Annotated in this window: 24 protein-coding genes; 17 read left to right on the top strand and 7 right to left on the bottom strand. The window is 63.6% G+C overall.

Going from position 1 to position 26039, the window contains the following annotated elements:
* Positions 1-27 precede the first annotated feature (27 nt).
* Both ACX3OW_RS14850 and ACX3OW_RS14855 read right to left on the bottom strand, forming a co-directional pair.
* The gene (locus ACX3OW_RS14850) at positions 28-1857 is read right to left on the bottom strand and encodes a ubiquitin-activating E1 FCCH domain-containing protein (RefSeq protein WP_459096570.1); all 1830 of its coding nucleotides are present in this window, start codon (positions 1855-1857) and stop codon (positions 28-30) included.
* A gap of 61 nt (positions 1858-1918) precedes the next feature.
* Positions 1919-2545 carry a L,D-transpeptidase gene (locus ACX3OW_RS14855; protein ID WP_459096571.1) on the bottom strand — a complete coding sequence of 209 codons (627 nt, stop codon included), beginning with the start codon at positions 2543-2545 and terminating at the stop codon, positions 1919-1921.
* Between the two features lie 244 nt (positions 2546-2789).
* On the opposite strand from ACX3OW_RS14855, the gene ACX3OW_RS14860 reads away from it, so the two are divergent.
* The 7 genes from ACX3OW_RS14860 to ACX3OW_RS14890 all read left to right on the top strand — a co-directional run bounded on the left by ACX3OW_RS14860 (position 2790) and on the right by ACX3OW_RS14890 (position 9532).
* Positions 2790-3413 carry a DNA-3-methyladenine glycosylase I gene (locus tag ACX3OW_RS14860; RefSeq protein ID WP_459096572.1) on the top strand — a complete coding sequence of 208 codons (624 nt, stop codon included), beginning with the start codon at positions 2790-2792 and terminating at the stop codon, positions 3411-3413.
* Positions 3414-3767: 354 nt separating this feature from the next.
* Positions 3768-4028: a hypothetical protein gene (locus tag ACX3OW_RS14865; RefSeq protein ID WP_459096573.1), complete on the top strand. Its 261-nt coding sequence runs from the start codon at positions 3768-3770 to the stop codon at positions 4026-4028.
* A gap of 145 nt (positions 4029-4173) precedes the next feature.
* Entirely contained in the window at positions 4174-5706 is a 1533-nt protein-coding gene (gene hisS, locus ACX3OW_RS14870; RefSeq protein WP_459096732.1) for a histidine--tRNA ligase, read from the top strand.
* Positions 5707-5728: 22 nt separating this feature from the next.
* Positions 5729-6793 carry an ATP phosphoribosyltransferase regulatory subunit gene (locus ACX3OW_RS14875; RefSeq protein WP_459096574.1) on the top strand — a complete coding sequence of 355 codons (1065 nt, stop codon included), beginning with the start codon at positions 5729-5731 and terminating at the stop codon, positions 6791-6793.
* Entirely contained in the window at positions 6790-7506 is a 717-nt protein-coding gene (gene hisG, locus ACX3OW_RS14880; RefSeq protein ID WP_459096575.1) for an ATP phosphoribosyltransferase, read from the top strand. Before ACX3OW_RS14875 ends, hisG begins: the two co-directional genes overlap by 4 nt.
* Positions 7507-7567: 61 nt before the next feature.
* Positions 7568-8767: a glycosyltransferase family 2 protein gene (locus tag ACX3OW_RS14885; protein WP_459096576.1), complete on the top strand. Its 1200-nt coding sequence runs from the start codon at positions 7568-7570 to the stop codon at positions 8765-8767.
* 15 nt (positions 8768-8782) lie between these two features.
* The gene (locus ACX3OW_RS14890) at positions 8783-9532 is read left to right on the top strand and encodes a TSUP family transporter (protein ID WP_459096577.1); all 750 of its coding nucleotides are present in this window, start codon (positions 8783-8785) and stop codon (positions 9530-9532) included.
* Between the two features lie 11 nt (positions 9533-9543).
* Here ACX3OW_RS14890 and ACX3OW_RS14895 read toward each other — a convergent pair whose 3' ends face one another.
* From ACX3OW_RS14895 to ACX3OW_RS14905, 3 genes are all read right to left on the bottom strand, one after another.
* Entirely contained in the window at positions 9544-9780 is a 237-nt protein-coding gene (locus ACX3OW_RS14895; RefSeq protein WP_459096578.1) for a BrnA antitoxin family protein, read from the bottom strand.
* A gap of 142 nt (positions 9781-9922) precedes the next feature.
* A complete protein-coding gene (groL, locus tag ACX3OW_RS14900) occupies positions 9923-11563 on the bottom strand; it encodes a chaperonin GroEL (RefSeq protein WP_459096579.1) in 1641 nt (546 codons plus the stop codon).
* Between the two features lie 53 nt (positions 11564-11616).
* Complete coding sequence (locus ACX3OW_RS14905; RefSeq protein ID WP_459096580.1) at positions 11617-11907, bottom strand: co-chaperone GroES; 291 nt, start codon at positions 11905-11907, stop codon at positions 11617-11619.
* 184 nt (positions 11908-12091) lie between these two features.
* Here ACX3OW_RS14905 and ACX3OW_RS14910 point away from each other — a divergent pair, with 184 nt between their 5' ends.
* The 3 genes from ACX3OW_RS14910 to ACX3OW_RS14920 all read left to right on the top strand — a co-directional run bounded on the left by ACX3OW_RS14910 (position 12092) and on the right by ACX3OW_RS14920 (position 14018).
* Complete coding sequence (locus tag ACX3OW_RS14910) at positions 12092-12454, top strand: DUF427 domain-containing protein (RefSeq protein WP_459096581.1); 363 nt, start codon at positions 12092-12094, stop codon at positions 12452-12454.
* A gap of 392 nt (positions 12455-12846) precedes the next feature.
* Complete coding sequence (locus tag ACX3OW_RS14915) at positions 12847-13041, top strand: hypothetical protein (protein ID WP_459096582.1); 195 nt, start codon at positions 12847-12849, stop codon at positions 13039-13041.
* 26 nt (positions 13042-13067) lie between these two features.
* Complete coding sequence (locus tag ACX3OW_RS14920; RefSeq protein WP_459096583.1) at positions 13068-14018, top strand: DMT family transporter; 951 nt, start codon at positions 13068-13070, stop codon at positions 14016-14018.
* An 8-nt stretch (positions 14019-14026) separates the two neighbouring features.
* On the opposite strand, the gene ACX3OW_RS14925 is transcribed toward ACX3OW_RS14920, so the two are convergent.
* Positions 14027-15454, bottom strand: coding sequence for a sigma-54-dependent transcriptional regulator (locus ACX3OW_RS14925; protein WP_459096584.1), 1428 nt, complete (start codon positions 15452-15454; stop codon positions 14027-14029).
* Positions 15455-15667: 213 nt separating this feature from the next.
* On the opposite strand from ACX3OW_RS14925, the gene ACX3OW_RS14930 reads away from it, so the two are divergent.
* The 4 genes from ACX3OW_RS14930 to ACX3OW_RS14945 all read left to right on the top strand — a co-directional run bounded on the left by ACX3OW_RS14930 (position 15668) and on the right by ACX3OW_RS14945 (position 20120).
* Positions 15668-16831: an ROK family transcriptional regulator gene (locus ACX3OW_RS14930; RefSeq protein WP_459096585.1), complete on the top strand. Its 1164-nt coding sequence runs from the start codon at positions 15668-15670 to the stop codon at positions 16829-16831.
* Between the two features lie 112 nt (positions 16832-16943).
* Positions 16944-18161: an EAL domain-containing protein gene (locus tag ACX3OW_RS14935; RefSeq protein WP_459096586.1), complete on the top strand. Its 1218-nt coding sequence runs from the start codon at positions 16944-16946 to the stop codon at positions 18159-18161.
* A gap of 113 nt (positions 18162-18274) precedes the next feature.
* Positions 18275-19141, top strand: a complete 867-nt coding sequence (locus ACX3OW_RS14940) for a TIGR01459 family HAD-type hydrolase (RefSeq protein ID WP_459096587.1) — start codon at positions 18275-18277, stop codon at positions 19139-19141.
* Positions 19142-19145: 4 nt separating this feature from the next.
* Positions 19146-20120 carry a bifunctional riboflavin kinase/FAD synthetase gene (locus ACX3OW_RS14945; RefSeq protein ID WP_459096588.1) on the top strand — a complete coding sequence of 325 codons (975 nt, stop codon included), beginning with the start codon at positions 19146-19148 and terminating at the stop codon, positions 20118-20120.
* Here ACX3OW_RS14945 and ACX3OW_RS14950 read toward each other — a convergent pair.
* Complete coding sequence (locus ACX3OW_RS14950) at positions 20110-21216, bottom strand: helix-turn-helix transcriptional regulator (protein ID WP_459096589.1); 1107 nt, start codon at positions 21214-21216, stop codon at positions 20110-20112. The two genes, ACX3OW_RS14945 and ACX3OW_RS14950, sit on opposite strands and share 11 nt — an antisense overlap.
* Positions 21217-21367: 151 nt before the next feature.
* Here ACX3OW_RS14950 and ACX3OW_RS14955 point away from each other — a divergent pair, with 151 nt between their 5' ends.
* From ACX3OW_RS14955 to ileS, 3 genes are all read left to right on the top strand, one after another.
* The gene (locus ACX3OW_RS14955; RefSeq protein ID WP_459096590.1) at positions 21368-21724 is read left to right on the top strand and encodes a hypothetical protein; all 357 of its coding nucleotides are present in this window, start codon (positions 21368-21370) and stop codon (positions 21722-21724) included.
* Complete coding sequence (locus ACX3OW_RS14960; protein ID WP_459096591.1) at positions 21724-22917, top strand: glycosyltransferase; 1194 nt, start codon at positions 21724-21726, stop codon at positions 22915-22917. The genes ACX3OW_RS14955 and ACX3OW_RS14960 overlap by 1 nt, the downstream gene beginning before the upstream one ends.
* Before the next feature lie 79 nt (positions 22918-22996).
* The gene (ileS, locus tag ACX3OW_RS14965; RefSeq protein ID WP_459096592.1) at positions 22997-25915 is read left to right on the top strand and encodes an isoleucine--tRNA ligase; all 2919 of its coding nucleotides are present in this window, start codon (positions 22997-22999) and stop codon (positions 25913-25915) included.
* Positions 25916-26039: the final 124 nt, after the last annotated feature.

The following is a 26039-nucleotide window of genomic DNA, read 5'->3' on the forward strand; positions in this document are numbered from 1 at the left end:
CAGAGACAGCCCGGCCGCTGTCGCGCTTTATAGCGTCAGGCGCAATGCCGAGATATTCTTGGCGATCTGATCGAAGGCCTGACGCAATTGGGCACCGTCCTGGGCGAGGAAGGCGTGGTCGGGGCTGCTGGCGCAATAGGCCATGATGTTGGCAGCTTCCGTACCTTTGCGAATGTTGAAGCCGACCGTATAGATTTTGATGCCGACGTCCTTGGCCTTCATCGCATCGCAATAGGCACGCGATTGATCATAGGGCTTGCCATTCGTGGCGTTGCAATTGATCCGCTCCGTGCCGCCGCTGGAATCCCGTGACACCGCACCGTCGCAATGCGCTGTATTGAACTCACCGTCAGTCATGATGATCGCCGCCTTCAGCAGGTGCTCCTCGTCATAGCGCGCGGGGGCGGGGGCGCTTTCCGGCCAGGCCGAGGCGAAATGGGGCGATAGCATGTACCAGCTCCACAAAATGCCAAGGCTGCCCGCCGTATTGCCCTTGGCTTTGAGGCCGTTGATGACATTCTTAAGAGCGGCCCTATCGGCGGTCAGCGGGATGATGCTTGCGTCGGGGCAGGTATTGGCGGCTGGATAGTTCCGTCCCATGAAGGACGTGGTCGGCGGCTGGTCATAGATGCCCTTGACGGTGCCATCCGTTACGCAGGTGGTCGCCGCGAGAATCTGGGTCGCCTTTGAGGTGTTGGTGAACACGAAATAGCTGCACCCTTCCACCTTGTTCTGCCAGGTGCAGTGCAGCTTGCCGGTATTGGCGACATAGGTGCCGCCGCCGCCGATGGCGAGGTCGGGCAGGACCAGCGTATCGGTCGTCACGTTGGAAATACGGAAGATGCGATTGTTCAGCGCGGTCATGCCCAAGACATTGGCAACGTAGATGTCGTCGTCATTGGCATAGCCATGATTGGGTGACGTCACCACGACGTCGCAATTTTTGACATGGCATTTCACTACGCTTCCGGCACGGGAATAGGTGCCGTAAGTGCCGGTGCTGGTGTTTAACAGGTTGAAGGCGTCTTGCGTGACGCTGGTAATCTGGAACGGCTTGTTATTGATCTGGGTCATGCCCTGCACGTCCCAGATATACACCCAGTCTCCAGTGTTGAAGCCATGTTTGGCCGATTTGATTTCAACATTGCTCTGTTTGGCGCGTGTCGCACCGGTGATGGTTTTGGTGTTGCCACTGGCCCAGGAAATGCTGGTGATATCCTTTGGTCCCCGAATGGGTCCGCGCAGTGCTTCGGCATATTTGCCGGCATTGACCGCCTGGGCATACGGCACCAGCGCTATCTTGGAATAATAGGGTTCCTGATCGTCTTTGATGATGACATCGACCAGCCCCGTTACCGATTCCTTGAGATCCTCAATGTCCTGCCCGGCCATGGAGCCGGTAATGTCGAGCGCGATCGAAACTTCGACGTTTAGCTGCCCGCGTGCCGCCTGCGAGCGGACAACCGCGCTGAGCGTGTGGACCCCCACCAGACCGACAAAATTGGTCGGCACAGTAAGTCGGGCCGAAAGGAACAGTGAGCCTTCTTCTTTGTTGACGCGGATCGTATCCACATCGGCCTTGATTTTTGCATCGTTGATGCGATCACGCATCAAGGCTTCGGCCCGGCTGCGGATATCTTCGTCGGTCAGCGTCGCGCTGTGGATTTCCGGCTGCAGCGCCAATACTGCCGCGTCCAGCGCGATCTGCGAGCGGTTGCGGGCCTGCTCCAGCGTCACATAGTCCACCACGGCCCCGCTCAGCGCGACCAGCACGATGGCCATGATGCCGAAGATCACGGCGAAGACGCCCCGCTCATCACGTCCGAAACGAGCGACAAGAGCAATTAGCTGAGCCATGCTGCAGGCCCCCATAGGTTCAGTGCCCCACAGGGAGCAGCTTCACTCTCGTGGAAAGTCCTTAGGAAAGGACCACCACCTTTGTGTAAAGTTTGACGCGCTCGAACAGGTCGATCACATCGGCATTGGTCATGCGGATGCAGCCTGAAGACACATTCTGGCCAATGCTCCACGGCTCGGTGGTGCCGTGGATGCGGTACAGCGTCGACCCCAGATACAGCGCCCGCGCGCCCAGCGGATTATCCAGCCCGCCCGCCATGTGGCGCGGCAGCTCCGGTCGGCGCTTCAGCATTTCGGCGGGCGGTGTCCAGCTCGGCCATTCTGCCTTGCGTGTCACCTGATGTGTGCCGGTCCACTCAAAGCCCGATTTGGCCACGCCGATGCCGTAGCGCAGGGCGCGCCCGTCGCCGAGCACGAAATAGAGGAAATGCGCCCGTGTATCGACCACGATGGTGCCGCTGCGCTCGCTGGTGGGATATTGCACCACCTGCCGCAGATAGATCGGATTGACCTGGGTATTGGCCTGCAAGGCCAGCGCATGGCGCGGCTTGTTCTGGGTGATGGTGATCCCCGGTGGCGGTGCGAAGCGCCATCCCGGTTGCAAGCCTCCGGCATGAGCCGGCAGCAGTGTCGATAACGCCATCAGCAGCGCCAGCGCGCCGGTTTTAGCTGTCTTGGTCCCGATCATGGCAGCATCCGCATCCGACCGGCCCCACGCCGGCTCTGGCTGCGCACCATGCTGCATATTGTCCAACATGCGGTGAACCGGCATGGTTAAACCATTGCTGGGACTGATGGTTAGCGGCTGGTTAGGGCGAACTGCGCTGGCCGATCACCAGACTCTTGTGCCAAATGGCGTCGGCCGCGTTTCCAATTGCCCGCCTGACGGTCTAAGCATCTCTCCGATATTCGATCCTGAAGGTAGCTCGCCCATGTCCGTTGCACCGGTTATCGATGGTCTGCCACGCTGCCCCTGGCCCGGCGATGATGCGCTTTATCGCCATTACCATGACAGCGAATGGGGGCGTCCGGTCACCAGCGACACGCGGCTCTTCGAGAAAATCTGCCTCGAAGGCTTCCAGTCCGGCCTGTCCTGGATCACCATCCTGCGCAAGCGGGAGCGCTTCCGCGAAGTGTTCCACGGCTTCGATATTGCCAAGGTCGCCGCCATGACCGAGGCCGATATCGAAGTCCTGCTGCAAGACGCCGGTATCATCCGCCATCGCGGCAAGATCACCGCCACCATCAACAACGCCAAGCGCACGCTGGAAATCCAGCGCGAGTTCGGCTCGCTCGCCGCCTATATCTGGCGCTTCGAAACCAAGCCCGAACATCGTCCCGATGATCTGAGCTGGGAAAACCTGCGCCGGCTGGCCCAGACCGACGCTTCGGTCCGGCTCAGCAAGGATTTGCGCAAACGCGGCTTCAATTTCGTCGGCCCCACCACCTGCTATGCCTTCATGCAGGCCATGGGGCTGGTCAATGACCACATCGAAGGCTGCTTCTGCCGCAGCGAAGTCGAGGCTGAGCGCGGGGCGTTGACGCGACCGAAGTAAAGCCGGCCGTTCGCCATCCTGTTGCAGCCATGCAACAATTCGCCGCCTCTGCGACAGACTGCCACATCTATACTTGCGGATCACGGAATCGCGATCTAAAAACCGATCGTCCATTAACGCCAACCCAAGGGAGGCACTGCATGAAAATCATGACTGTACGTCTCCCGGGTGTCGCGCTCCGACATTGCCATCTGGCCTAGGCCAGTCTTTGTCGCCCGGCTCACCGCCGCGGACGTTTCTAGCATCCAAACGTTGATGAGCTGACCCGGGTCGTTTCACGACTGCGCGTCCCCCTCCATCTGCCATCCAACCCAATAGAGGCCGGTTCGCGTCGTGGCGCGCCCGGAAACCATCATGTCCTATGACAGCCTTCCCAAGGGCGGCGTTGTGCTGCGCCTTGAATTCTCCATCGCCGACGCCGTGTATCAGCGCGGCCTGCTCGCTGTGCTCGGCGCCGCCATCTCGGCCTGGTGGCACCGGCCCAGGATGCCGGACAATTTGCCGGATCGTCTGCGGGCCGATATCGGCCTGCCGCCCGATGCGACGCGGGCCTATTGGCTCGACATTGCGCCCAGCCGCACCACGCCGCCGCCGCTGCGGAGGCCTGGCATGTAGGGCATGGGCGGCCGGGGCAATCCCGGCCGCCTCCACCCGCCTGTTGTCTCAATCTCCCTGATCCGCTAGAGCATCGTGCGGGAAGTGGGAACCGGTTTTCCGCGAGAACGATGCGACAAACGAAGTCCGGCGCGACTTCTCAGGACTGCCAAAAATGACCGAAAAGACCAGACTGATCGCCCCGCGCCTGCCGCGCGGCTTCGAGGACCGCACGCCCGGCGACATTGCCGCGGTGGGCGCCATGATCGACAAGATCAGGAAAGTCTATGAACGCTACGGCTTCGACCCGGTCGAAACCCCGCTCTTCGAGTTCACCGAGACACTCGGCAAGTTCCTGCCCGACACCGACCGGCCCAACGCCGGCGTGTTTTCCTTGCAGGACGATGACGAGCAGTGGATGAGCCTGCGCTACGATCTCACCGCGCCGCTCGCCCGCTATTTCGCCGAGAATTTTGAGACCCTGCCCAAGCCCTATCGCTCCTATCGGCAGGGCTATGTGTTCCGCAACGAAAAGCCCGGTCCCGGCCGTTTCCGCCAGTTCATGCAGTTTGACGCCGACACCGTTGGCGCCGCCGGCCCCGAGGCCGATGCCGAAATGTGCATGATGATGGCCGACGTCATGGATGCACTGGGCCTTGAGGGCAAATACGTTGTCCGGGTGAACAATCGCAAAGTGCTCGACGGCGTGCTCGACGCTATTGGTTTGGCGGACGATCCTACCCGCCGGCTGGTTGTGATGCGTGCGATCGATAAGTTGGATCGCCTGGGCCCAGAGGGCGTAAAACTCCTGCTGGGCGCCGGTCGAAAAGATGAAAGTGGAGACTTCACAGAAGGCGCCGGCCTTAACTCTGAGCAAGCAGAATTTATTCTAGGCGTTTTGTTTTCCAGCATAGCAGCCGAACAGAATGCCGCTAGGGTCGGAGGGTTTGAAGGTGCGGCGGCTTTAAGGCCTAACGTCAATTTCCCGGTGAACGACTACATAAATAAGGTGAGCCCGTCTTTCACTGAGGGAATAGATGAACTCAGTCGAATGAAAGCTCTCTTCTATGCGGGCGGTTACGGCCCCGAAAAGATCAAGATCGACCCTTCGGTGGTGCGCGGCCTCGAATATTACACAGGCCCGGTGTTTGAGGTCGAACTGACCTTCAAGGTGCAGAACGAAAAGGGCCAGGACGTGGTGTTTGGTTCGGTCGGCGGCGGTGGCCGTTACGACGGGTTGGTGTCGCGCTTCCGCCGTGAGCCGGTGCCCGCCACCGGCTTTTCCATCGGCGTCTCGCGCCTGGCCAATGCGCTGAAACTCACCGGCAATCTCGGCTCAACCGAGCCGGTCGGCCCGGTGGTTGTCCTCGTCATGGACAAGGAACAGACCGCCGCCTATCAGGCCATGGTGTCCGAGCTGCGCAATGCCGGCATCCGCGCTGAAATGTTCCTCGGCAACACCAAGAATTTCGGCAAGCAGGTCGCCTATGCCGATAAGCGCAATGCACCGGCCGTCGTCATCGAAGGCAGCAATGAGCGCGAGCAGGGCATTCTGCAGATCAAGGATCTGATCGCCGGCAAGCAGGCGGCTGCCGCCATCACCGACAATGCCGAGTGGAAGGCTGCCCGGCCGGGCCAGTTCGAAATCAAGCGCGACAAGCTGGTGGACGCCATCAAAAAGCTGCTGAGCGAACCATGATGCTGCGTCCGGGAGCATCAGCATGACCAACGGCGCTTTCCGCCGCACCCAGCTCGAAGCGCTGGTCGAAGCCCAGGGTGCCAACCGGGCGACGCCGCCGCTGCTGCTGTCGGCCGACCCCTATTTCGATCTCGCCGGCGAGGAATTCGGCCGGCGCCTGTTGCTGACCACCGATGTCACCGGCGCCGAATATTGCCTGCGCCCCGATTTCACCCTGCCCATCGTCAAATCCTATATCGAGGACGGTGTTGGCAAGCCGGCGGCCTTCTCCTATATGGGCCCCATTTTTCGCCAGCGGTCGACCGGACCGGCTGAATTCGATCAGGCCGGCATCGAGTTGCTGGCCCAGCCCGACGGCGATGTGGCGCTCGATCAGGTGCTGACCTTCGCCCGTGCCGCCCTGTCCATTTTTGGCGTTGCTCCCGATATTCGGCTTGGCGGCGTGGGGTTGTTCGAGGCGCTGCTGGTGCAGGCCGATATGCCCGACGCCTGGCGGCCGCGTATTCGCAATCGCTTCGGTCACACCGAGGCGCTCAACCGGCTGTTGACCCGGCTCGACGCCGCTCCCGACGCGCTACGCGAACAGCAGCCGAGCCGGGCGGCTCTGGTCGAGAGCGTCACCGAACAGATGGTCGCCGCTGGCCTCAGCCTTTCGGATGGCCGCTCGCCCGAGGAAATCGCCGAGCGCTATCTCGAACAGCAGGCGCTCGACGCCGCGCAGGTGCCGGCCAGCACGCTGGCTTTGCTGCGCGACTACCTCGCCATTTCCGGGCCGGTCTTGCAGGCGCTGACTCAGGTCGAAGCGCTGGCCCACCGGCATAAGCTGATGCTTGGCGCGCCGATCCGCGCCTTGCGCCGTCATCTCAACGGGCTGGGCGAAGCCCGCGTCAGCTTCGACGCCAGCTTCTCGCCGCGCCTCGATTATTACACCGGCATCGTCTTCGAGATGCGCGGCCCCAATGGCGCCGTGCTGGCCTCGGGCGGTCAATATGACCGGCTGCTCGAACGGCTGGGCGCCAAGGCACCTATTCCCGCCTCCGGCTGCGCCGTCTGGGTCGATCGTCTCGAAGCGGAGGTCCGCCCATGAGCGGCATTACTCTGGCCGTGCCTTCCAAGGGCCGCCTCGAAGAACTTACGCGCGATTGGTTCGCTGCCAACGGCATGACCATCACCCGCCCCGGCGGCGCGCGCTCCTATCTCGGCGCCATCGAGGGCATGCCGGACGTCACCGTGCGCTTCTTTCCGGCCTCCGAGATTGCCCGCGAACTCATTCGCGGCACCATTGATATCGGCGTCACCGGGCTCGATCTGATCCACGAGACCAGCGAATCCGGCCCGGCCAGTGTGGTGGTGGCGGGTGAGTTGGGCTTTGGCGCGGCCGATGTGGTTGTCGCCGTCCCGGACTCCTGGATCGATGTCACCCATATGCATGACCTGGCCGATGTCGCGTCCGATTTCCGGGCTCGGCATGGCCGCTGGCTGCGCATCGCCACCAAATATATCACCATCACCCGCCAGCATTTCGCCCGCGCCGGCATTGCCGAATACCGCACGGTAGAAAGCCTCGGCGCCACCGAAGCCGCCCCGGCCTCCGGTGTGGCCGATATCGTGGTCGATATCACGACTACGGGCTCGACGCTGGCCGCCAATGGCCTGCGCGTGCTCGAAGACGGGGTTATGTTGCAAAGCCAAGCCTGTCTCATCGTTTCGCGCACGGCGAAGTGGCCCGGCACCCCGGCCGAGCAGCAGTTGACCAGCTTCCTCGAGCAACTGGGACTGGCGGCCAAGCTCGCCAGTTGAGGCAGCAATTGCCCCGGACTCCGATTCACGGCACAAGCAGCTTGCTGGTCCGGGGGGCAATGTGGCTGACGAACTTGAACTGACCATCCTGATGCCGTGCCTCAACGAGGCCGAGACGCTGGCGGCCTGCATCGCCAAGGCGCAGAGCTTTCTTGCGCGCACCGGCATCGCCGGGGAAATCGTCATCTCCGACAATGGCTCGACCGATGGGTCGCGTGAACTGGCCGAAGGCCTTGGCGCCCGCGTGGTGCCGGTGCCGCAGCGCGGCTATGGCGCGGCCCTCGCCGGTGGCATCCAGGCCGCGCGCGGCCGCTACATCATCATGGGCGATGCCGACGACAGCTATGATTTCTCCCGGCTCGACGCTTTTGTCGAACAGCTTCGTGATGGTGCCGATCTAGTCATGGGCAATCGCTTCAAGGGTGGTATCGGCCCCGGCGCCATGCCCTGGCACCACCGCTATATCGGCAATCCGGTGCTGAGCACCGTGGGGCGGCTATTCTTCCGCACCCCGATTGCCGACTTCCATTGCGGGCTGCGCGGCTTCTCGCGTGCCGCAGTGCTGGCGCTCAATCTGCGCACCAGCGGCATGGAATTCGCCTCCGAAATGGTGGTCAAGGCGACGCTGGCCCAGCTCGATCTGCGCGAAGTGCCGACCACGCTGGTCAAGGATGGCCGCTCGCGCCCGCCGCATCTGCGCTCGTTCCGTGACGGCTGGCGCCATCTGCGCTTCCTGCTGCTGTTTTCTCCACGCTGGCTGTTCCTTTATCCCGGCATCATGTTGCTGGGCGTCGGCCTGCTGGTCGGCGGCATCCTGCTGCCCGGCCCGTTCCGGCTCGGCCATGTCAATTTCGACGTGCACACCTTCCTGGTGGCGGCGCTCTGCATCATCGTCGGCGTGCAATCCATCGCCTTTGCGATCATCGGCCGCCGCTTTGCCTCGCGCTATGGCTTCATTCCGCGCTCGGGCAACTATGACCGCATGCTCGAAGCGCTGACGCTGGAGCGTATTCTGCTGGTGGCGCTGCTGCTGATGCTGATCGGGGCAGGGGCCTTGTTCTGGGGGCTGGGCGAATGGGCGCGGCGCGATTTCGGCGCACTGAACCCCAGCACCACCATGCGCCCGGTGATTTTGGCGCTGACAGCGCTGGTCAGCGGCTTTCAGCTGATGATGAGCGGCTTCATGTCCTCGATGATCAATATTCCGATCTATGAGCGCCGGATCGCCGACGCCACGCCTCCCCTCGACCCACCGAACTAAACCCGCCGGACCCTCATGCTCGACCCTATGGTTCTTCTGGCGCTGGGCGCCGTCGGCATGCTGGCCGGCTTCATCGATGCCATCGCCGGCGGCGGCGGCATGATTTCGGTGCCAGCGCTGCTCTCGGCTGGCCTGCCACCGGTTGCGGCGCTGGCCACCAACAAGATGCAATCGGTCGTCGGCACCACGATAGCCGCGGTCACCTATTGGCGGCGCGGTTTTGTCTCGCTGAAGGCCCTGGTGCCTGCCGTTACGACCACTTTTGCCGGCAGTCTGCTGGGTGCGCTGGTGGTGCAGCGAGCCGATGTCGGGCTGCTCGACATAGTGGTGCCCGTCGCGCTGATCGGCATCGCGCTGTATTTCCTGTTTGCGCCCAACCTCTCGGACGCCGACAAGGCCGCGCGGCTGCCATTTGGCCCGTTCGTTCCGATATTGGGATTGGTCGTGGGCTTTTACGACGGGATTTTCGGGCCGGGCACCGGCTCGTTCTTCGCCATCGGCTTCGTCATGCTGTTCGGCCTTGGGCTCACCCGGGCCTCGGGCAATACCAAGATCCTCAATCTGGTGTCGAACCTGGCGGCGCTGGTGATCTTTATTCCGGCCGGCGCGGTCGTGTGGCCGGTGGCCATCGCCATGGCCATCGGTCAGATCATCGGCGGCTATATCGGCGCGCGCACCGGCATCCGCTACGGCGCCAAGATCATCCGGCCATTGGTGGTGGTGGTCTCGATCGCCCTGGCGCTGCGGCTGCTCTTCTTCCGCTGAGCTGGCGACGGCTACTCGGCTTCGAGCCCGGCGGCGGCGCGTAGCGCCAGATTGATGCGGTCCTGCCAGCCCGGACCTTCATCCTGAAAATGCTCCAGCACGGCGCGGTCCAGCCGCAGCGTTACCATTTCCTTGCCCTGGGGTGGCGTGGCCACTTTCGGCGTTGCCGTTGCTACGGGCTTGGTGGTGGCGGCCTTGAAGGCGGCTTCGGCCTGATCGAAGGCGCTGCCGCGTCGGGGTGTCCGCATCGAATCCTCACTGATTGGTTGGGCTATTCTAGCGCGACCGGGCCGGGTGCGCGCAAGCAAAAGGCGCGGTGTTGCCACCGCGCCTTGCGTGAAGTTCGTGACTGGGAAGAAACGAACCTCAAACTTATCCGGGTTGGCTGGACTAGAAGTCCATACCGCCCATGCCGCCCATGCCGCCGCCGCCGCCCATCTGGGGCGCTGCGTCCTTCGGCAGTTCAGCAATCATGGCTTCGGTCGTGATCAGCAGCGAAGCCACCGATGCGGCGTCCTGCAGCGCATGACGCACTACCTTGACCGGATCAACGATGCCCATGGCGATCATGTCGCCATATTCGCCGGTTGCGGCGTTGTAGCCGAACGTCAGCGAGGTGCTTTCGAGGATCTTGCCGACAACCACGGAGCCTTCGTCGCCCGCATTGTTGGCGATCTGGCGCACCGGCTCCTGCAGAGCACGGCGAACGATGTTGACGCCAGCCTGCTGGTCAGAGTTTGCACCCTTGACCTTGAGGTCGGACGAGGCGCGGAGGAGGGCAGTGCCGCCGCCGGGGACGATGCCTTCTTCAACAGCAGCGCGGGTAGCGTTCAGCGCGTCGTCGACGCGGTCCTTGCGCTCCTTGACTTCAACTTCCGTCGAGCCGCCGACCTTGATCACTGCAACGCCACCGGCGAGCTTGGCCAGACGTTCCTGCAGCTTCTCCTTGTCGTAGTCCGAAGTGGTTTCTTCGATCTGCGCCTTGATCTGGCCAACGCGGCCCTGGATGTCGTCCTTGGAGCCAGCGCCATCAACGATGGTGGTGGTTTCCTTGGTGATTTCAACGCGCTTGGCAGTGCCGAGCATGTCGATGGTCACGTTCTCGAGCTTGATGCCGAGATCTTCCGAGATCACCTGGCCACCGGTCAGGATGGCGATGTCTTCCAGCATGGCCTTGCGGCGATCGCCGAAGCCCGGAGCCTTGACGGCAGCAACCTTGAGGCCGCCACGCAGACGGTTGACGACGAGGGTCGCGAGAGCCTCACCTTCGATGTCTTCGGCAATGATCAGCAGCGGGCGCTGCGACTGAACAACAGCTTCCAGGATCGGCAGGATGGCCTGCAGGTTGGAGAGCTTCTTCTCGTGCAGCAGGATCAGCGGCTCTTCGAGCACAGCCGTCATCTTTTCTGCATTGGTCACGAAGTAAGGCGACAGGTAGCCGCGGTCGAACTGCATGCCTTCAACGACATCGAGCTCGGTCTCAGCGGTCTTGGCTTCTTCGACGGTGATGACACCCTCGTTGCCGACCTTCTGCATGGCCTCAGCGATCATGTCGCCGATTTCCTTCTCGCCATTGGCCGAGATGGTGCCGACCTGGGCAACTTCAGCCGACGAGGTGATCTTGGCAGCGCGCGACTTCAGGTTCGCGACGACTTCCAGAACGGCCATGTCGATGCCGCGCTTGAGATCCATCGGGTTCATGCCGGCAGCGACGGCCTTGACGCCTTCGTTGACGATGGCCTGAGCCAGCACGGTAGCGGTGGTGGTGCCGTCGCCGGCCGTGTCGTTGGTCTTGGAAGCAACCGAGCGAACCAGCTGGGCGCCCATGTTCTCGAACTTGTCTTCAAGTTCGATTTCCTTGGCGACCGAAACGCCGTCCTTGGTGATGCGCGGAGCGCCAAAGGACTTTTCGATAACGACGTTACGACCCTTGGGGCCGAGGGTCACCTTGACCGCATTGGCCAGGATGTTGACGCCGCGCAGCATCTTGTCGCGGGCTTCGGTGGAGAATTTTACTTCTTTAGCGGCCATGAGGGGCGCTCCTTAAAGTTGGTTGGGAAAATGACAAAGGGCAGCGAAGTCGCTTAGACTTCGACGATGCCCATGATGTCGGATTCCTTCATGATCAGCAGGTCTTCGCCGTTCAGCTTGACCTCGGTGCCGCTCCACTTGCCGAACAGCACGCGATCGCCAGCCTTGACGTCCAGCGCATTGATCTTGCCGCTTTCGTCGCGAGCGCCGGGGCCCACGGAGACGATCACGCCCTCGGAGGGCTTTTCCTTGGCGGTGTCGGGGATGATGATCCCGCCCTTGGTCTTTTCTTCACCGTCGAGACGACGGACGACCACGCGGTCGTGCAGAGGACGAAAGCCCATGTTTTTTGCTCCTTTTGGCAGCACAATACTGTAATTTCGGCACTGTTAGCACTCGTAGACGTAGAGTGCTAACAGGGTGCAGGGGATATAAGATTGGTGCTCTGATGAGTCAAGGTCGGGTGAACCGCTTTTGCTCCCGTGCGTTGACCCTGATCGCTCCAATTTTTGAAAGTGGCAGGCCATCATGACGCGCGAATGTCTCGACAAGGATATCAAGATCAGGCCCGCCCACGGCCGAGTGCATGTGGTGTTCGACGATGCCGAAATCGGCAGTTCGCTCCACGCGCTGGAACTCGACGAGCCGGGCGCGCCGTTGCGCATCTTTTTGCCGCGTGCCGATATTCGCGAAGATATCCTTGAGCGCTCGGAGACCCGCACTGTCTGCCCCTATAAGGGCGAGGCCCATTATTACACCATCAAGACCCTCACTGCCGATGGCCCCGATCAGGTCACCTATTATCCCGACCCGTGTCCGCTGGTCGAGCCGATCCGCGATCACCTCACCTTCTCGGGCGATCGCATCGAATATCGGTTCTCCGAAGTGTAGGCGTGCCAAGGCCCCGCCTGTGGTGCGGTTGTCATGAACGAGCGGAGCCCCGAGGCGGTTGTCGCCTCTGGTAAGTATAAAATAGTGAGACGAACCGCCTCGGGGCGTCGGGTTTTTCTCGGAAGGCAGACCGCAAGCCCCAGCATGGAACCGTAGCCCCATGCCCGAATGCCCCATCCGCACAGCCCAGGGCGGAGCGCGACCTCCCCCCTCCCGACCGTCTCGCCGGACACCGGTCGCTGCAGCGCCGCCCGTATCCCGGAAAGATGGGTGGAGTATGCCGGAAGATTTGGCGGCGGGGATAAGAGGGATAAGCTCATCGCTGCGGGGAACTGCCCCTATCGCGCACTTTCCCTCTTTCCCCCCGCGCCAAGCTGGGCCATAAGGCAGTCATGACCCAGGACAACACCCTTCAGATCAAGCTGCGCCTCAAGGGCGGCAGCGGCCCCAATGCCAACTGGCAGTGGGAACTTCAGGATTCCACCGGCAAGGTGGTCAAGAGCGGCAGTGCCGTTGGCCCCGAGCACAAGGCTTTCGCCACCGCGCGCATTGCCAAGGAAAAGCTGGAGCAGGCCTCCAGCCGCTGATTCTGGCTGGCTATTAAGAGACTGTCGTGAGCGCTCTCGCACCCGCCGCCAGCCCCCGGGCTGGCCCCCTGCATGGCATCACGCTCAAAGTGCTCTCGGTCTGCTGTTTCGTCGTCATGGCGACCCTGCTCAAGGCCACCGGCACCATCCCCGCTGGGGAACTGGTGTTTTTTCGCTGTTTCTTCGCCATTCTGCCAGTCGTCGTCTGGCTGCTATGGCGTCGTCAGTTGCGCACGGCCCTCCACACCAGCAATTTTGGCGGCCATGCGCTGCGCTCCATTATTGGCGTCAGCTCCATGGGGCTGGGTTTTTTTGCCCTGACCCGTCTGCCGCTGCCTGAATCCACCGCCATTGGCTATGCCGCGCCGCTGCTGATCGTGATGTTCAGCGCCCTGCTGCTCAAGGAGCGGGTGCACGCGTTTCGCTGGTCGGCCGTGATCGTGGGGCTGTGCGGCGTCGTGGTTATCCTGTGGCCACGCCTGACGCTGTTTTCCGGTGGCGGGGTGCTCGGTGATAGCGAAGCCGTGGGCGCCATCGCTGCCTTTGGCGGCGCTATCCTGACCGCCTTTGCCATGATGCAGGTGCGCAGGCTGGTGCAGACCGAGCGCACCGAGGCCATCGTGGTTTATTTCTTCATTTGCGCCAGCCTGTTGTCGCTGCTGACCCTGCCGTTTGGCTGGGTGATGCCCACGCCGGAGCAGGCGGCGTTGCTCATCGCGGCGGGCTTTGCCGGCGGCATCGGCCAGCTGCTGCTGACCTCGTGCTACCGCTATGCCGACATGTCGGTGATCGCCCCGTTCGAATATGTCTCGCTGCTGCTGACCCTGGTCATTGGCCTCGTGGTGTTCGGCGATGTGCCGACCCTGACGATGCTGCTCGGCGCCGTGATCATCGTCGCCTCCGGCATCGTCGTGATCCTGCGCGAACACTATCTCGGCCTCGACCGGGTCAAGGCCCGCGAAGCCAATACGCCTTAGCGCCTGCCTTAGCCGGTCGCGGCCATTTCGGCCCAGCCCTGTCGCTTGCGGTAGATCGTGGAAGGGCTGATTTCCAGCGCCGCGGCCGCCAGCGAGACATTGCCGCCGAAGCTGGCGATGGCGTCTTCGATGATGCGCTGCTCCTGCTGCCACATCGGCAGCACGACGGGACGCCGTTCGGGGCGCGGCGCGGCTTCCACCGGCGCCACCACGCCGCGTGATTCGATATCGGCCGCCAGCAGCATCGGCATGGTGATGTCACCGCCGTCGCACATCACCACCAGTCGCCGCACCAGATTTTGCAATTGCCGCACATTGCCCGGCCATTCCGCCGAGGTCAGCAGGCTCGCCACTTCGGGAGCGAAGCCGCTGAAGCGCTTATGCTCCTCGGCCGCATAGCGCGCCAGGAAATGGCGGGCCAGCACCATGATATCATTCGGCCGCTGCCGCAGCGGCGGCAGGTGAATCGGTAGGACATGCAGGCGATAGAACAGGTCCTCGCGGAATTTCTTTTCCGAGATCAGCTGCATCGGATTGCGATTGGTGGCGCAGATCACCCGCACATCCACCTGCCGCACGCCCGATTCGCCGACCCGGCTCAGCGTGCCGGTCTGCAGGAAGCGCAGCAGCTTGCTCTGCAAAGACAGATCCATTTCCCCGATTTCGTCGAGGAACAGCGTGCCGCCATCGGCCAGTTCGGCCGCGCCCTTGCGGTCGTCATGGGCGCCGGTAAAGGCGCCGCGCGCCACGCCGAACAATTCGCTTTCCATCAGGTCGCGCGGAATTGCCGCGCAGTTGATCGCCACCATGCGCTTGTTGAAGCGCGGGCCCTTCGAGTGCAGCGCTTCGGCACAGACATCCTTGCCGGTGCCGCTTTCCCCGGTGATGAACACCGGCGCCGACGAGGTGGCGATGCGCCCGATCTGCTCATAGACAAATTGCATGGCGCTGGAGGCGCCAATGAAGCCGGCGAAATCCGACAGGCCCTCGGCGCGCGGCTCGATAGCCAGCGCCCGCGCCTTGCCATGGCGTTGGGCCAGCTCGCCGATGCGCGCCGCCATCGCCGGGCCGTTGACCGGCTTGACCACATAGTCATGCGCCCCAGCCCGCATTGCCCCGACGGCCGCCGTCACCGATGCGCCATCCGATAGAGCCACAAACAGCGCACCATCGGCCAGCCGCACCATGCGCGCCACCGCGTCGTCATTGCTGTCGCTGAGATCTTTCAGGCTCACCAGATCGGCGAGCACGATATCAAAGCCGCTCTGGCGCAGCAGGTCCGCCGCCTGGCGGCCCGAACTGGCCACGGTGACACGCAGGCAACCGCCCAGGCTCTGGGTCAGGATGTCGGCCACCAGCTGCGCAGCGGCATCGTCCGCGTCGATCAGCAGCAGCCGGCCATGGGGTTCGCCGTTGCTTCGCGTCTGCATCGCCATGCGGCACGGTCCTCGTTCGGTACTATTGCCCGGTGTTCGCCGCAGGGGCGGCCCGGTGTTCTGGCAATACTTCCCCAACAGGGTAAATAATCCGTTCCGACCAATTGCATTTTGCGGATTGAGCTACGCCGTTTTGCCGCTTGCCTGCGCCGCGCTCTGCCTATTAACTCCAGCGCCATGCAAAACAATTCGCCTGTTGATGGGGCCGAACCAGTGGCCCGCGGTTTCGCGCAATCCGGCGTTCGCCTCGCCAATGAACGGGCGGTGCTGACCCTGATCGCCCTCAATCCGGGCGCGTCCAATGCGGTGCTGGCCCGGCTGTCCGGTCTGGGCCCGCAGACCACCTCGCGCATCCTGTCCGATCTGGAGGCGCGCGCGCTGGTGCTGCGCGGCGAAGTGCTGCGCGGCCGGCGCGGTCAGCCCGCGACCCCGCTCTATATCAACCCAGAGGCGGCCTATGTCATCGGGGTCGAAATCGGCTGGCGGCATTTCGAAGTGCTGCTGCTCGCCATGACGGGCAACACCCTGACCAGCGTCCGTCGCAGCTATGCCTATCCCGATATCGACACCATCTTTGCCGAGATCAGCACGGAAATCGCCACCATCCGCGCCGGCATGAGCGCGCAGCAAACGGAACGTCTGATTGGCATCGGCGTCGCCGGCCCCGCCCATTTCGAGCGCCAGCTCGCCCAATTGGGCGCGCCCGAGACGCAGGTCGAGCGGTGGCGCGGCCTCGATATCGCCGCGCATCTCGGCGACCTGACCGGCCTCCCCGCCGAATGGGTCAATGAAGGCGACGCCGGTTGCTGGGCCGAATTTATCGGTTGGACCGACCCGCGTCCCGGGGGGCTGGCCTATTTTCGGCTGGGCACTTTCGTGGCCTCCGGCATGGCGATTGACGGCATCCTGCGCGAGGGTAATGCGGTCAATCTGGGCGCCATCCTGGTTTCCGACAGCGCCGGGCGTCCGACCTATGTGCAGGATCTCGCATCCATTTTTGCCTTGCAACAGCAGCTCGAAGCCTGTGGTGCGGCGCTGCCGCAGGGCAATCCGCTGAGCTGGGACTGGGAGGCGCTGGAGCCCCATGCCGGCAGCTGGCTCGATGAGGCGGGCCGGGCGCTTGCGACGGCCGTCGTCAGCACCAGCGCCGTGATCGAGCTTGATCTGGCGGTGATCGATGGCGTCATGCCGCGTCCGGTGGTGGAGCGCCTGCTGGCGCGCGTCGAACATCATCTGGGCCTGCTGCCAGAATCGGGTGCAGCCCGCCCGGCGGTGGGCATCGGCAAGCTCGGCGGTTCGGCTGCAGCGACCGGCGCGGCCCAGCGAGTGCTGTTCCATCGCTTCTTTTCCCGGGCCTGGAACCTCTTCGCCACATGAAACGCGCAAATAGGCTAGGGAGAGCGCCGGCTCCGCGCTTTTGCCGCCTGTTGCACGATGCTATGAGGGATGAGCCGAATCCCGGCATTCTGAAAGGGTTCGAGGTCCGCCCGTGCAGGCATTGGTCTACACGTTCATCGCCCTTGCTGCGGTCGCCATCGGCGCCGCCGCCTATTTCGGGCTGACCTTCACGCCTGCCGAGGCCGTTCTGGCAGCGGTGGTGTTTGGCTGCGTCTGTGTCGTGCTGCTGGAACGCAGCCTGCGCCAGCGCGCCGAGAACCGGCTGGAAAAAGGCATCGAGGATCTTTCCCGCCTGCTCGCCACCGACGCCCAGGCCGGCGCCGTGCTCGGCCAGCGCATCAACGCCATTACCGATATCAATCCCAGTGGACGCCTCGATGGCGTCGAGGCCGATATTTCGGTGCTGGGCACCGTCATTCGCCAGGTCGCCGAGGCGGTGGCCGACATCGAAGACCGGACCCGCCCGCCTGCTAGAAGCGAGCGCGTGCTGGCTGCTGCCCCGCCGCCGCCGGCCCAGCGCGAAAGCGAGCCGATCATCCCCCTGCAATTGCTGCGGCAGGCCGTGGCCGAAAACCGGCTGATCTACCATATCCAGCCGGTGGTGACGCTGCCGCAGCGCCGCCCGCAGGGCTATGACCTAGTCCCGCGCCTGATGCTGGAAGATGGCGATCTGGCCGACCGTGCCGATTTCATGCCCCGTCGCGGTGGCGAAGATGTGCTGCGCCAGATCGAGGGCGTTGGCCTGCTTGAAGCCATCACCATTTCCCGCCGCTCGCGCACCGGCGGGCAGCCGATCGCTCTCTATATTCCGCTGTCGCGCGCCACTTTGGGCGATGCGGCGGCGTCCGAGCAGCTCATGGCGACGATCGAGGCCAACCGCGCCATCGCTGCCGGCCTGATCTTTGCCATCAGCGCGGCTGACTGGCAGGAACTGACCCTGGCCGAGCGCGCCATTGCCGATGCCCTGGCGCGCAAGGGCGTTGGTTTTTCTATCACGGGCGTCAAATCGCTGCGCCTCGATATCGCCGAGTTCGCCGCCCAGGGCGTGCGCTCGCTGCGGATCGACGCCACCCATTTCATCGATGAGCCGGAAGCCTTCACCGATTTCCATGCCTCCGACATCGCCAATTACATCGCCCGCTTCGACATCAAGCTGATGGCCACCGGCATCACCAGCGAACGACAGATCATCGAGCTGCTGGAAGACGGGCTCGTGCTGGTGCAGGGGCCCCATATCGCCGCTCCCGGCCCGGTCCGCGCCGACCTGACGCTGGAGCCGGTCCGCCCGCAACTGCGCCGCGCCGAATAGGCACGGTCCGCCTCGCTGGGGTCTCCATACCAAGGTCGATGTCCGTTTCCCCTTGATCCCTACCCCCAAGCTGCCACATAGAACGCCCATCCTGTTCGCATCGGAATTTAGCGATGACCAGCCAATTGCCTTCGATCTCCGGCCTTGCCGAGCTTGCCACCCGCTACGACGCGGTGCTGAGTGATGTGTGGGGCGTCGTCCATAATGGCGTCGCCGCCTTTCCCAGCGCCGTCGAGGCCCTGGCCGAATATCGTCAGGCTGGCGGCAAAGTGGTGTTCATCACCAATGCGCCCCGCCCATCCGGCCCGATCATCGAGATGCTCGACCGGCTCGGCGTGCATCGCGGCGCCTATGATGCCATCGTCTCGTCCGGCGACGCCACCCGCGCCATGATTGCCAAATATCGCGGCAAAGCCATCCATCACGTCGGCCCGGCCACTGAGGATGACGCGCTCTATGAAGGGCTCGACGTGCGCCGCACCGGCGCCGATGAAGCCGAAGTCGTCGTCGTCACCGACCTCGATACCGATGACGATACCCCCGAGCTGTATCGTGAGCGGGCCAAATTCTGGCTCAGCCGCAAGCTGCCGATGATCTGCGCCAATCCCGACCGCGTGGTCGAGCATGGCGACAAGATCATCTATTGCGGCGGCGCGCTGGGCGATCTCTACGCCGCCATGGGCGGCATGGTGCTGATGGCTGGCAAACCCTATCAGCCGATCTACGAAGAGGCCTTCCGCCTCGCCGAGGTCGCTGCCGGCAAGCCGCTCGACAAGCGCCGCGTCCTCGCCATTGGCGATAGCGTGCGCACCGACGCCACCGGCGCCGCCCAGTTCGGCATTGATCTGCTGTTCGTCACCGGCTCGATCCACGCCGCCGAACTCGACGCCTTCGGCAAGCCCGATCCGCAGGCCATCGCCGATCTCGTGGCGCCCAGCCGCGCCACCATGGCCGGCTTCCTGCCGCGCCTGACCTGGTGAGATGATGGCCGGCTTCATTCGTCTTGATGCGCTGGATGCGGTGCCCACCAGCCTGCGCGGCGCCTATGTCGCCATCGGCAATTTCGACGGCGTGCATCGCGGCCATCAGACCGTGCTGAATACGCTCAAGGCCAGAGCCGCGCAGGCCGGCGTGCCCGCCATGGTGCTGACCTTCGAGCCCCATCCGCGCGATGTCTTCGCCCCGGCGCCCTTCATGTTCCGCCTCACCGATGGCGATGCCAAGGCGCGGCTGGTCGAGGCCTTTGGGCTCGACGCCATCACCATCCTGAATTTCGACCGCGTCTTCTCCCAGATCGAGGCCGAGGATTTCGTCTCCCGCTTTCTGGTCGAGGCGCTGGGCGTCACCGGCGTCATTGTCGGCGCCGATTTCCACTTCGGTCGCCAGCGTCGCGGCACCCCCAATTTCCTCAAGGCGGCTGGTGAAGCGCAGGGCTTTGCCGTGGAAATCCTCGACCTGATGGATGAGGGCGACGAGGTGATATCCTCCTCGCGCATCCGCGCCGCTCTGTCCGAGGGCGCCGTTACCGCCGCCAATCGGCTGCTGGGCTATCACTGGTTTTTCAATGGCTGCGTGGTCAAGGGCGACCAGCGGGGCCGGGAGCTCGGCTATCCCACCGCCAACACCATGACCCATGCCAATTTCCATCTGGCCCAGGGTGTTTACGCCGTGCGCGCCCGGCTGGGTGACCGGCTGTTCGATGGTGTCGCCGCCTATGGCAAGCCGATGTTCGACAATCAGCGCCCGCCCTTCGAGACGCATCTGTTCGATTTCGATGAGGATATTTACGGCCAGACCATCAGCGTGGCTCTGGTTGGCCATATCCGTGGCCAGGAGGTGTTCGCCGGCCTCGACGAGTTGATCACCGCCATGGACCGCGACAGCCGCAAGGCCCGCGAAGCCTTGGCCGCCGCCCAGCCATTGAGCGATCTGGACGCGAAACTGGGTTTTATTCGCTGATCGGCGGTGCGGGCTGTTCATCCAGCAATAGCCGCACCAGTTCAGCCTGCCGCCTCACGCCGGTCTTGTCGAAGATGGCGGTGAGTTGGCTGCGCGCCGTCGCCACCGAGATGCCGCGTGTCTCTGCCGCCCGCTTGCGCCCGCCGCCCCGCATGATTTCCCACGCCAGATTGGCCTCGGCCGGTGTCAGCCCATAGCGTTGCCGCAGGCGCTGGGTGACCTGCGCCATGCGCGCATCCGGATCGGTGATGAAGATCACCGCCAGTTGCGGGCTAAAGCCGGGCCACCAATTGCCAGCCGGGAAGGGCAGGCATTGCACCTGCAAGGGGGCTTGTCCTGCGGCGCGGCTGACCTGCATCATCCCTTCAGCGGCGGTCATCATGCCGCGCGCGCATTGCCCGATCAGCCGCTCCAGCGTCGCTGTCTCGCTGGCGCTGCTGCAGGTGAGCTGGCCGTCTTTCAGCACCAGTCCATCGCCGGGCGCGAGGATGGTCTCGGCGATGGCGTTGGCAGCGCGAATGGCGCCGCCGACCCCGACCAGCAGCGCGCCCCGGTCCAGATATTCCAGCGCCGCAAGGGCGCCCAGGCCGAGCGTCTGCGTCTCGTACAGCAACTGGTTGAACTGAAAGGCCCGGATCAGATGCGGCGTCACCACTGACATCAACTGAAGCGTGTCGGGCTCATATTGCCGCTTCCCCGAGATCATCAGGGTGGCTCGCCACCCTTGCGAGGTGGCCAAATTCAGCGCCGCGCCATGCAGATAGCCTTGCGGCACGCACCATTCATTATAAAAATCTCCCGCGCGAAAAACGGCGTGGTCGACCACCATCCGATCAAGCACCGGCCGGCCCACCGGGGTCGCATGCATCGCCAACTGCATGGCATTGCGCCGGTGATAATGCTCGGCATAGCTGCGGACTTTGTCAGGGTCTGTCCGCACGCTGACCAGCAGGGGCACATGCGCTGCCGTTTGTCCGCCCATGGTGGCGTCGATGCTGCCGGTCAGGTTGGCCAGGGTGCCGAGCGCGTGCTGCCACTGCGCCGGGTCGGCGCCCGCCGCATAGATGTCTTCGATCAGCCCGAGAATGGCGTCCATTTCGGTCCCTTGAGGGGCGCGAAGCACACTGCATACCTGTTTTGCCCTTTGTGCAAGTACCCCGCACGGTCCGGCTCGGCATCGAACATGTGTCGGATGCGGGCTCGCGCCCGGTTTTTTAGGGTTGGCTGATTTTGAAAAAGGTTAGCCCATGGAAAAGTACCGTCGTACCCGCCGCGCCATCACTGCCGCCACCGCTGCCGTTACCCTCGTCGCCGGGGCCGGGATGGCGGTCCAGGCTTCGGAAATTCAGCGCGCCTATGCGCAACACACGTCCACCTGCATCGGCCTGTTCTTCTCCGACCGGAAAGCGCACGCCGCCCAATGCCTGCCCAACCTCCATGGGGCGCCATCGATTATCACCAGCTCGGGCGGTCCTGCGCCGGTAATTGTCGGCCCGCCGCCGCCCGCTGTCGTGCCACCCGTTGTCGTGGTCGAGCCGCCGCCGCCACCGGAGTGCGAACTCGTCCCCGGCAATTGCGGCCCGGTCTGCCAGCAACTGGCCTGATGCCAAAAAATACTGGCCGCGTCCTGCTGGCTTGGGAAGGCGGGGCAGGGCGTGGCCATCTCACCACCCTCAAAGCCATGGCCGAGGCGCTTGGCGATGGCTTTGTCTATGACGCCGCGCTTTGCCGCATGGAGCATGCCGGCGAACTCGCGCCGCTCTGCGATCTTGTATTTGCCGGCGCCCGGCTGGGCCTTGATTCCACGCGCCGCGCCGCCGCCGGCAATCCCAATACTGCCAGCTGGGCCGAATTTCTCGGCGATCTGGGCTTTGCCAGTGCCGACCGGCTGATCCCCCAGATCGGGTGGTGGCTGGCCACCATCGAGGCGCGCCAGAGCAGCATGCTGATCGGCGATTTTTCGCCCATCGCGATGCTCGCAGCCCGCATCGCCGATATCCCGATGGTCGCCGTCGGCACCGGCTATTCCACGCCGCCGGCGGGCATGGACGATTTCCCCGCCCTGCTGGAGGAGCACACCACCCGCATCTATGCCGAGCGCGAGCTCACCAGTGCCGTCAACCGCGCCTTGCAGCATTTCGGCCTGCCGCCGATCACGCGGTTTTCCGATATTTATCGCGACGCCGTGTCGATGCCGCGCACTATTCCCGCTCTCGATCCCTACGGCCCGTGGCGTAGCGAGCCGCTCCTGCCGCCGCTCAACGAGGCGCTGCCGCGCGGATTGGGTGGTGGCGGCGATGAGATTTTTATCTATTTCTCGACCGCCGAGCGCGACGACCAGGCCTTGATGACTGCCATCGCCGGTCTGGCCCTGCCCACGCGGCTATTCATGCCGGGCATCGGCCCTGAGCTGGCCGCGCAGCTGACGTCGGCCGGCGTCATCATCGAACAGGCACCGGTACCGCTCGAACTGATCGCCCGCCGCAGCCGGCTGATGCTGCATGCCGGCCAGCATGGCAGCCTCTGCATGGCGCTGGGGCTGGGCCTGCCCCAGATTGCCTTCCCCCAGCATCTGGAGCATCTCTATCACGCCCGCCGCGCCGCCGTTTTCGGCACGGTGACGGTGTTCGAACCACATCAGCGCGACATCACAGCGATCCGGCAGGCCATCCACCAGGCCCATGCCGATGCGGGCCGCGCCCGTCGCGCCGTGGCGGTGTCCGATGAGCTCTATCCTGGCCTGTTTGGCGATCTTGCCGGTCTGGTGCGCCGGCGTTTGCTGCCGCTTCTGGCCTGACCGCCCCAAATCAACCTTTGCCCCTTGGGCCTGCCCTTGCTAAAAGGCGGCAAATCTCCCTTTACCGATTGCCGTTTCCATGACCGATACTGCCCCGGGCGCCGCCGAAACCGATTATTCGGCCACCCTGTTTTTGCCGGAAACCAACTTCCCCATGCGCGCCGGTCTGCCTGACCGCGAGCCGGGCTGGCTCAAGCGTTGGGAAGACATGGATATTTACGCGCTGCAGCGCGAGCAGGCCAAGGATCGGCCGCTGTTCACCATCCATGACGGCCCTCCATACGCCAATGGCAATATCCATATCGGTCACGCGCTCAACAAGACGCTGAAGGATCTGGTCTCGCGCTCGATGCAGATGCTGGGCTTCAACTCGGCCTATGTGCCGGGCTGGGACTGCCACGGCCTGCCCATCGAGTGGAAGATCGAGGAACAATACCGCGCCAAGGGCAAGGACAAGAACGACGTTCCGCTGGTCGAATTCCGCCAGGAATGCCGCACCTTTGCCGAGCAATGGGTCGATGTGCAGCGCACTGAATTCAAGCGTCTCGGCATCCTCGGCGAGTGGGACAATCCCTATCTCACCATGAGCTTTGACGCCGAAGCCCAGATCGCGCGCGAGCTGATGAAGGTCGCCACCAGCGGCCAGCTTTATCGTGGCTCCAAGCCGGTGATGTGGTCCGTGGTCGAGCGCACCGCGCTGGCCGAAGCCGAAATCGAATATGCCGATTACGAGAGCGACACCATCTGGGTGAAGTTCCCGGTCGCCGATGGCGCCTTTGCCGGTACCTCGGTGGTGATCTGGACCACCACGCCATGGACCATCCCGGCCAACCGCGCCATCACCTACTCGGCGCGTGTCGACTACAGCCTCTATGAAGTGACGCGGGCCCCGGCCGAGAACTGGGCCAAGATCGGCGAGAAATACATCATCGCTGACAAGTTGGCGGCCGAAGTGTTCGCCAAGGCCAAGGTCGAAGCCTACGAAAATCGCGGCGCTGTGCCCGCCGACGCTCTGGCATCCATGATCTGCCACCATCCGCTCAAGGGCCATGGCGGCGGCTATGACTTTGCCGTGCCGCTGCTCGATGGCGATCACGTCACCGATGATGCCGGCACCGGCTTCGTCCACACCGCGCCCGGCCACGGCCTCGAGGACTTCGAGCTGTGGATGAATTCGTCGCGCGTGCTGAAGGACAAGGGTATCGACCCGTCCATCCCCTATGCGGTCGATGATGGCGGCTTCTACACCAATGAAGCCCCCGGCTTCGATGGCGCCCGCGTCATCGATGACAACGGGAAGAAGGGCGATGCCAATAACCGCGTCATTGCTGCTTTGGCCGAGCGCAACGCCATGGTCGCCCGTGGTCGCGTCAAGCATTCCTATCCGCATTCCTGGCGCTCCAAGAAGCCGGTGATCTTCCGCAACACGCCGCAGTGGTTCGTCTATATGGACCGCGACATCATGGGCGCGTCGGGCGATACCCTGCGCCACCGCGCGCTCAACGCCATCGACGCCACCAAATTCTACCCCGCCGCCGGCCAGAACCGCCTGCGCGCCATGATCGCCGACCGCCCCGATTGGGTGTTGTCGCGCCAGCGCGCCTGGGGCGTGCCGATCACCGTCTTCGTCAACAAGGCGACCAACGCCCTCCTGCAGGATGAGGCGGTCAATCACCGCATCGCCCAGTCCTTCGAGGAAGAGGGCGCCGATGCCTGGTTCAAGCCCGGCGCTGCGGCCCGCTATCTCGGCGACGCCTATGCGGTCGACGACTATGAGATGGTCACCGACGTGCTCGACGTCTGGTTCGACAGCGGGACCACCCATGCCTGGGTGTTGCGCAATAAACAAAAATGGCCGCATCTGAAGTTCCCGGCCTCGCTCTATCTGGAAGGCTCGGACCAGCATCGCGGCTGGTTCCATTCCTCCTTGCTGGAAAGCTGCGCCACCAATGGTCACGCCCCTTATGAGGGCGTGCTGACGCACGGCTTCACCATGGATGGCGAAGGCCGCAAGATGAGCAAGTCGCTGGGCAATACCGTCGCCCCACAGGACATCATCAAGCAATATGGCGCCGACATTCTGCGCCTTTGGGTCGCTTCGTCCGACTATTCGGAAGATCTGCGGCTGGGCAAGGACATCATCCAGACCACGGTGGACAGCTATCGCAAGCTGCGCAATACCATGCGCTGGCTGCTCGGCAATCTGGCGCATTACCAGCCCAGCGACACGGTCGATTTCCGCGACATGCCCGAGCTGGAGCAGCTCATGCTGCATCGGCTGGCCCAGCTCGATAGCCAGGTGCGCACGGCGTATAAGGACTACGACTACCGCCGCATCGTCACGCTGCTCACCAACTTCATGAATATCGAGCTGTCGGCATTCTATTTCGATATCCGCAAGGACGCGCTCTATTGCGACCCGATCTCCTCGGGGACCCGCCGGGCGTCGCTGACGGTGCTCAATCATCTGTTCGATTGCCTCACCGCCTGGCTCGCCCCGATCCTGGTCTTCACCATGGAAGAAGTCTGGCTCGAGCGGCATCCTGAGGACGGCTCGTCCGTCCATCTGCGGCTCTTCCCCGAAGTGCCGGCCGACTGGCTCAACGACGATCTGGCCAGCAAGTGGACGCTGATCCGTGCGGTCCGCCGCGTGGTCACCGGCGCGTTGGAAATCGAGCGTCGCGAAAAGCGCATCGGCTCCTCGCTCGAAGCGGCGCCAAAGGTGTTCATTGCCGATGAGCGCTATGTGACCGCGCTCAAGGGCCAGGACCTCGCCGAAATCGCCATCACCTCGGCGATTGAGGTTGTGGCTGGTCCGGGCGAGGGTTTCACGCTGGATGACGTGCCCGGCATCGCCGTGGTGCCGGCACTGGCACAAGGCCAGCGCTGCGCCCGCTCGTGGAAGATCCTGCCCGAGGTTGGTTCGGACGCCGAATATCCCGACGTCTCCCCCCGCGACGCCCAGGCCCTGCGCGAACGCGCTGCGGCAGGGCTGTAATCGCCTTGGCGAATAGCCCCGGCCACCCCCTCCCAGCCTCCCCCTTCAAGGGGGAGGTGCGGTTCGGCGATTGTGGCTCGATCCAGTCAAATCCCCCGCATTCCACCTCCCCCTTGATGGGGGA

This window comes from Devosia sp. A449, from assembly GCF_054489375.1.